This window comes from Limnohabitans sp. (assembly GCF_046052765.1).
GTDB lineage: Bacteria > Pseudomonadota > Gammaproteobacteria > Burkholderiales > Burkholderiaceae_C > Limnohabitans.
In genome coordinates this window covers 1-6,808 of record NZ_JAVLFQ010000061.1, presented here as the reverse complement: position 1 = coordinate 6,808, position 6,808 = coordinate 1, and the positions used below count along the sequence as shown (strand labels likewise).

Below are 6,808 nucleotides of genomic sequence, written 5' to 3'. Positions count from 1 at the left end.
TGCCGCAACTACGGACTGAGGGTCACTAGAGACAGACTGATTAAGTCACTCTATGAATTCGATGACTTTGCCTATCAGTTCGCAATGTCACCAGACTCCAAGACGTTGATTATTCTCCTTGAGAGGGAGGTGTTCAATGATGACGTTTAAACAATGGTTGAGACACCGTGAACAAAACCCACAACCAACCCAGTCACCAGTACCAACATGTCGTGAAACTGGATTAGATCCCCAGTTAAAGCTGGAAACCTACCAGATGAGAATCAGACCAACTGGTTAAACCACTGAAAACAGGGTGTCATGGTGACCAGACGGTTTCTTAGAAAGAAACCGTCTAGTGGTTCAGGTCCTAATTTAATCAAACCGCACCATGTTGAACAGTCTATAAACTTATATAATGTATATACTATTCTGTTATATAAAATATATTATTTGGCGGATTCAAGCACGAAGTGCAACAGGCAGCATCAGACCAAGAAATCAAACAAGACTAATTTATTTACTCAACATACGCATCGCATCTTCCAGCCCTTTGAGCGTGAGCGGAAACATGCGGTTGCTGACCAGCTGTTGAATGATGCTGATGCTTTGACGGTATTGCCACACGCCTAAGGGCTCAGGGTTGATCCAGGCGAACTTGGGATAGGCGTGGGTTAAGCGTTGTATCCACTCGGCACCGGCTTCTTCGTTGTTGTATTCCACGCTGCCGCCGGGTTGCAAAATTTCATATGGGCTCATGGTGGCGTCGCCGACGAACACCAGTTTGTGGTCTTTGTTGTACTTGCGGATCACGTCCCAGGTATCAAACTTTTCTGCGAACCGACGGCGGTTGTTCTTCCATAAAAAATCGTAAACGCAGTTGTGGAAGTAGAAAAACTCGAGGTGCTTGAACTCACCTTTGACCGCTGAAAACAATTCCTCTACACGGCTCACATGTTCATCCATGGTGCCGCCTACATCCATCAACAACAGCAACTTCACATGGTTGTGCCGTTCGGGGCGCATCTTGATATCCAAATACCCGGCATTGGCTGCGGTACTGCGTATGGTGTTGTCCAGATCGAATTCGTCTTCCGCACCTTCCCGCGCAAAGCGGCGCAAGCGGCGCAGTGCCACTTTGATGTTGCGTGTTCCCAATTCAATGCTGTCGTCATAGTCTTGGTACGCACGTTGGTCCCACACCTTGACAGCGCTTTTGTTGCCACCCTTGCCGCCTATGCGAATACCTTGCGGGTTGTAGCCGCTGTTGCCAAAAGGAGAAGTGCCGCCCGTGCCTATCCATTTGCTGCCGCCTTCGTGGCGTTCTTTTTGTTCTTCTAGTCGTTTCTTCAATGTGTCCATCAACTCGTCCCAGCCCATTTTTTCAATCGCGGCTTTTTGCTCGGGCGTGAGTTCGTTCTCTAGTATTTTCTTCAGCCACTCCATGGGTACTTCGGCGGCAAAGTCGGTCAGCATTTCCACGCCTTTGAAATAAGCGCCAAAGGCTTTGTCGAACTTATCGAAATGTTTTTCGTCTTTGATCAGCGCCGTGCGACTGAGGTAATAAAAATCGTCCATGCTGCACGCATCGCTTTGTGGTCCAACCACATTGGCTTGCATGGCTTCAAGCAGCATCAAAAATTCTTTGACCGATACCGGCAGTTTCGCGGCTCTGAGTGTGTAGAAAAAATCAATCAGCATAGTGGTTGTCCATGGCTTGCAAGCCGCGTGCGGCTGAGTTGATGGTCCAAATGCAATTTCACATTCGGCCATTCACTGTCAATGATGCTGTAAACACAAGTGTCGCGCAAGGCTTGGTTTGCCAAAGGATGCGAATTGATTTGGTGCTGGCGCAATATGCCATCCAACTTGGCACCTAAGCGTTCAATCGCACGCCTGCTCTGTTGGTTAAACACGTGCGTGCGAAATTCGACAGCAATACACCGCAGTTCTTCAAAGGCATGACCCAGCAACAGCCGCTTGCATTCGGTGTTCAGCGATGTCCGTTGAGCGCTTTGGCGGTACCAAGTTGCGCCGATTTCAACGCGTCGGTTGGGTCTGTCCACATTCATATAAGTGGTCATGCCTGCAATGCGTTGTTGTTGCAAATCAATCACGGTGAATGCGAGCATGTTTGCGCTTGTTTGAAGTGCCAGTCGCCGATGAATTTCTGCTTCCATGCCTTCAGCAGTGGGGATGGATGTGTACCAGAGCTTGCACAATTCACCGTCTTGCACCGCTTCTTGCAGACCGGCAAGATGCGCTAAAGCCAGCGGCACCAAGCGTGCATGTCGGCCATTCAAGGTGACAGGTTGCAGATCCATGGCCGCGCATTAACGGTTTCTGCTTTGCATGAAAACCAGTTTTTCAAACAGCGTCACGTCTTGCTCGTTTTTCAGCAGCGCACCAACCAACGGCGGCACGGCCACTTTGTCATCCTGCGTTTGCAGTGCGGCCAGTGGAATGTCTTCGGCCACCAGCAGTTTCAACCAATCTAGCAATTCAGAGGTGGACGGTTTTTTCTTCAAGCCTGGCAAACCTCGCACGTCGTAAAAGGTTTTGAGTGCAGCGGCTAGCAAATCTTTTTTCAGATGCGGGAAGTGCACATCGATGATTTGCCGCATGGTGTCGGCCTCGGGGAACTTGATGTAGTGAAAGAAACAGCGGCGCAAAAACGCATCAGGCAGTTCTTTCTCGTTGTTGGAGGTGATGAACACCAGCGGGCGTGTGGTGGCTTTAATGAGTTCACGCGTTTCATAACAGTAAAACTCCATGCGGTCTAGTTCGCGCAACAAGTCGTTGGGAAACTCTATGTCGGCCTTGTCGATCTCGTCAATCAATAAGGCCACGGGTTCTTTGGCCGTGAAAGCTTGCCAGAGCACGCCTTTGATGATGTAGTTTTCAATATTCTTAACGCGCTCGCCGCCATCCAAGTCGGCCATCTGACTGTCACGCAAGCGGCTGACAGCGTCATATTCGTACAAACCTTGTTGCGCTTTGGTGGTTGATTTGACATGCCACTGCAGCAGCGGCATGTTCAGCGCGGCAGCGACTTCCTCTGCCAACATGGTCTTGCCTGTGCCTGGTTCACCTTTGATCAACAGCGGGCGTTTGAGGGTGATGGCCGCATTGACTGCAAGCATCAGATCTTGGGTGGCAACGTAATTTTTCGAACCTTGGAATTTCATCTTCATCAACCTTTTTATGGGATTGACACGGAGCTTACAAACCGCGTCGATATAATCTTGGGAGTTTCAATGATTGTCTGCCCAAAATGAATAAGTTTTATACGTCGGTATTCGTGTTGTTTGTCGCATGTGCGACCTCTTATGTCAATGCCCAGGAAGCCGGCGACGCCAAATTAGGCGCAACCAAAATTGCCATGTGCATTGGTTGCCACGGTATCAAAGGCTACCAAGCCAGTTTCCCTGAAGTTTATAAAGTACCCAAAATTTCAGGTCAGACAGCCGCCTACATAGTTTCTGCATTGACTGCTTACCAAAAAGGCGATCGCAAGCATCCCACCATGAAAAGTATCGCGGCTTCATTGACAGCCAAAGACATGGCTGACATCGCAGCCTATTACGAATCACACGGCAAAGACAGTGCGCCTGCAGTTCCCGAAAAAGCCGCTGACCCCTCTGGCAAGGTAGCCGAATTGGTAGCCAAAGGCGCTTGTACTTCATGTCATGGCGCCAACCTCAACAAACCCATGGTGCCCGGCTATCCCAAAATTGCCGGTCAATACAAAGACTATGTGTATGTGGCACTCAAGTCATACAAAATTGAGAACCAAGCCACCTGGGGCCGTAACAACGGCGTCATGGGTGGTATTGCCAAGCAGTTCTCCTTGGAAGAATTGAAAGAACTCGCGGCTTATGTAAACCAGCAGCAAGGCGATTTGCAGACCGTGCCTCAATCTAAGTTCCGCTGAAATTTTTCAAGCGCCAGACAAAAAGTCCACCTCGGTGGACTTTTTTCATTGGGCTTTCAGTTTGTCAATCGTGCGTAGCGCGTCTTTGTACCGCATCAATATAAGCCTGCCCGTCAGGTGGCCTGCCACTGCGTTGACTCTCCCACAGCATGGTGCCCAAACAATCCATGACCTCGTGGTGTGCCTCATGCAGGTCGTTTCGCTTGGCCGCCAGCAATTCAACTGCTTGTCGAATGCCTTGAGGTTGGTCAATGGAACATTGCTCGCTGATCGACAAATGCATGGACATGTGCAAAAAAGGGTTGCCTTGGCTGTCATCGAAGTGAATCGTGAGAGCGCTTGACTCATCAGCAAGCACGGCGTGGTATTCGGGGTGAAGCGCAATCCATTCACCCGCCAGCGTCTCTAGCGGATCAACCAATTGATCCTGCTTGAGCTTGACATAGACTTGGCAGAAGAAGCGTCGGACGTCTTGTTGTGAGGGACTGAACATGCGCTGTATTGTCAACCAGAGAATTCTATGAACCAAGCTTTTATTTGTGATGCCATCCGTACGCCCTTTGGCCGCTATGGCGGTGCCTTGTCCAGTGTACGCACCGACGATTTGGCGGCCGTGCCTTTGCGCGCGTTGATGGCACGCAACCCGAACGTGGATTGGCAGGCTGTGACCGACGTGCTGTACGGTTGCGTCAATCAAGCTGGTGAGGACAACCGCAACGTGGCGCACATGGCCAGTTTGCTGGCAGGTTTGCCGCACCAGATTCCAGGTGCCACCATCAACCGTCTTTGTGGCTCCGGCATGGACGCGCTGGGCACGGCAGCGCGAGCCATACGCGCAGGTGAAGCCACCCTGATGATTGCCGGTGGTGTGGAGAGCATGAGCCGTGCGCCGTTTGTCATGCCCAAGGCCGAGTCGGCGTTTGCCCGAACCCCGGCGATTTACGACACCACCATCGGTTGGCGCTTCGTCAACCCCGCCATGAAAGCCATGTACGGTGTGGACGCCATGCCAGAAACTGCCGAGAACGTGGCTACCGATTACAAGATTGAGCGCGAAGCCCAAGACCGCATGGCGCTGGCCAGCCAGTTGAAAGCTGTGGCGGCGCAAAAGTCCGGCGCATTGGCCGAGGAAATCACGCCGGTGAGCATTGCGCAGAAAAAAGGCGACGCCATCATCGTTGACAAAGATGAACATCCGCGCGAAACCAGTTTGGAAAAACTGTCGCAACTCAAAGGCGTGGTGCGTCCCGACGGCTCAGTGACAGCCGGTAATGCCAGTGGTGTGAACGACGGCGCTTGCGCCATATTGTTGGCCGATGAAGCCAACGCCAAAGTCCATGGATTGACACCGCGCGCCCGTGTGGTTGGCATGGCTACCGCTGGCGTGCCCCCGCGTGTGATGGGCATAGGCCCTGCGCCTGCCACTGAAAAAGTGCTGGCACTCACCGGCTTAAAGCTGGCGCAAATGGATGTGATCGAGTTGAACGAGGCATTCGCCGCGCAAGGTATTGCAGTGTTGCGCATGCTGGGTTTGCAAGACGACGACCCGCGCGTCAACCCGAATGGCGGTGCTATTGCATTGGGTCATCCGCTGGGTGCCAGTGGCGCTCGCTTGGTAACAACAGCCACCAACCAACTCCATCGTACGGGTGGGCGTTACGCTTTGTGCACCATGTGTATCGGAGTGGGGCAGGGCATTGCCGTGGTGATTGAGCGGGTGTAATTTTTATTTGATTCTTTGAATGGCGATCTGGTAAGCCTGGCTGTGGTCACGCCTGCCAATAGCAATCACGATCACGACCAAACGTTGATCAACTACTTCGTAGACCAATCGGTAGCCCATATCGCGTAATTTAATTTTGTAGGTGTTTTGTAAATCCCCTCGCAATCTGGAAGAAGGGATATGAGGTGAGTGAAGGCGTTTGCTCAGCGCCTTCACGAATTGAGTCTTGATTGAGCCGTCTAATTTTTGCCACTCTTTCAGGGCTAATTCGTGAAATTCAAGCTCATAAGTCTTCAAGCTTCACCTTGACGGTAGGTCCACCTGCGCGGGCTTTGACTGTTTGGGTCAGCCCAGCATCTTCCAATCGATCCAACAAATCTTCATAGTCGGCAGCTGAAATCAAATAGGCCGCTGGCTTGTTGTGGTTCAAGATGGCAACCGGTGAAGACTGGGCTACTTCAATTACTTCCGAGGGGCTGCGACGCAAATCCGTCATGCTGACGGTGTTTTTGGCAAAAATGGTTTGGGTGATTGACATATTTAGTGCTTAAAAAAGTACATTATTTAGTGTATTTTTAAATGTGTCAACCCAAGTCTGAAAAGTAACAAGCCATGCTTGAGTAAATCAAAAAAGGCCGCGGATGCGGCCTTTTTTATTGTTCAACAAACGCCCGTTCCACCACAAAATCCCCAGGCGTACTGGTATTGCCTTCGGCAAAACCGCGTTCTTCCAACATGGTTTTCAGCTCTTTGAGCATTTGTGGGCTGCCGCAGAGCATGACGCGATCTTCTTTAGGGTTGAAAGCAGGTAACCCTAAGTCAGCAAATAATTTGCCAGAGTTGATCAAGTCGGTCATGCGGCCTTGGTTTTTAAACGGCTCGCGGGTCACGGTGGGGTAGTACAACATTTGCTGGCTCACCATCTCACCCAGCAATTCGTGCTGAGGCAACTCTTGGGTCAGGTAGTCGTGGTAAGCCAGTTCTTTCACCTCGCGCACGCCGTGCACGATGATGACTTTCTCGAAGCGCTCGTAGGTGTCGGGGTCGCGCACGATGCTCAGGTAAGGCGCCAAACCGGTGCCGGTGCCCAGCAAATACAAGTTTTTGCCGGGCAGCAAATAATCAATCAGCAATGTGCCTGTGGGTTTGCGCCCGACGATGATTTTGTCGCC

The 6,808-nt window shown here is 51.2% G+C and carries 9 protein-coding genes; 2 read left to right on the top strand and 7 right to left on the bottom strand.

What is annotated here, in order from left to right:
- Nucleotides 1-495: 495 nt before the first annotated feature.
- From AC9UG7_RS08595 to AC9UG7_RS08585, 3 genes are read right to left on the bottom strand one after another with little or no spacing between them, the layout of a single operon-like run.
- The gene (locus AC9UG7_RS08595) at nucleotides 496-1,680 is read right to left on the bottom strand and encodes a vWA domain-containing protein (RefSeq protein WP_509586583.1); all 1,185 of its coding nucleotides are present in this window, start codon (nucleotides 1,678-1,680) and stop codon (nucleotides 496-498) included.
- Nucleotides 1,674-2,303, bottom strand: a complete 630-nt coding sequence (locus AC9UG7_RS08590; RefSeq protein ID WP_509586581.1) for a GNAT family N-acetyltransferase — start codon at nucleotides 2,301-2,303, stop codon at nucleotides 1,674-1,676. The genes AC9UG7_RS08595 and AC9UG7_RS08590 overlap by 7 nt, the downstream gene beginning before the upstream one ends.
- 9 nt (nucleotides 2,304-2,312) lie before the next feature.
- A complete protein-coding gene (locus AC9UG7_RS08585; RefSeq protein ID WP_509586585.1) occupies nucleotides 2,313-3,167 on the bottom strand; it encodes an AAA family ATPase in 855 nt (284 codons plus the stop codon).
- An 86-nt stretch (nucleotides 3,168-3,253) separates the two neighbouring features.
- Between AC9UG7_RS08585 and AC9UG7_RS08580 the strand changes: the two genes are divergently transcribed.
- Nucleotides 3,254-3,913: a c-type cytochrome gene (locus AC9UG7_RS08580; protein ID WP_509586579.1), complete on the top strand. Its 660-nt coding sequence runs from the start codon at nucleotides 3,254-3,256 to the stop codon at nucleotides 3,911-3,913.
- A gap of 64 nt (nucleotides 3,914-3,977) precedes the next feature.
- Here the strand turns inward: AC9UG7_RS08580 and AC9UG7_RS08575 are convergent, their stop codons facing one another.
- Nucleotides 3,978-4,406, bottom strand: coding sequence for a DUF1841 family protein (locus AC9UG7_RS08575; protein WP_509586577.1), 429 nt, complete (start codon nucleotides 4,404-4,406; stop codon nucleotides 3,978-3,980).
- Between the two features lie 27 nt (nucleotides 4,407-4,433).
- Here AC9UG7_RS08575 and pcaF point away from each other — a divergent pair, with 27 nt between their 5' ends.
- Nucleotides 4,434-5,636, top strand: a complete 1,203-nt coding sequence (gene pcaF / locus AC9UG7_RS08570) for a 3-oxoadipyl-CoA thiolase (protein ID WP_509586575.1) — start codon at nucleotides 4,434-4,436, stop codon at nucleotides 5,634-5,636.
- Nucleotides 5,637-5,639: 3 nt separating this feature from the next.
- Here the strand turns inward: pcaF and AC9UG7_RS08565 are convergent, their stop codons facing one another.
- The 3 genes from AC9UG7_RS08565 to AC9UG7_RS08555 all read right to left on the bottom strand — a co-directional run.
- Complete coding sequence (locus AC9UG7_RS08565; protein WP_509586573.1) at nucleotides 5,640-5,933, bottom strand: type II toxin-antitoxin system RelE family toxin; 294 nt, start codon at nucleotides 5,931-5,933, stop codon at nucleotides 5,640-5,642.
- Entirely contained in the window at nucleotides 5,920-6,174 is a 255-nt protein-coding gene (locus AC9UG7_RS08560) for a type II toxin-antitoxin system prevent-host-death family antitoxin (protein ID WP_509586572.1), read from the bottom strand. Before AC9UG7_RS08560 ends, AC9UG7_RS08565 begins: the two co-directional genes overlap by 14 nt.
- Before the next feature lie 115 nt (nucleotides 6,175-6,289).
- Nucleotides 6,290-6,808, bottom strand: a 519-nt coding sequence (locus AC9UG7_RS08555; RefSeq protein WP_509586570.1) for a ferredoxin--NADP reductase, incomplete at its 5' end; no start/stop codon positions are given.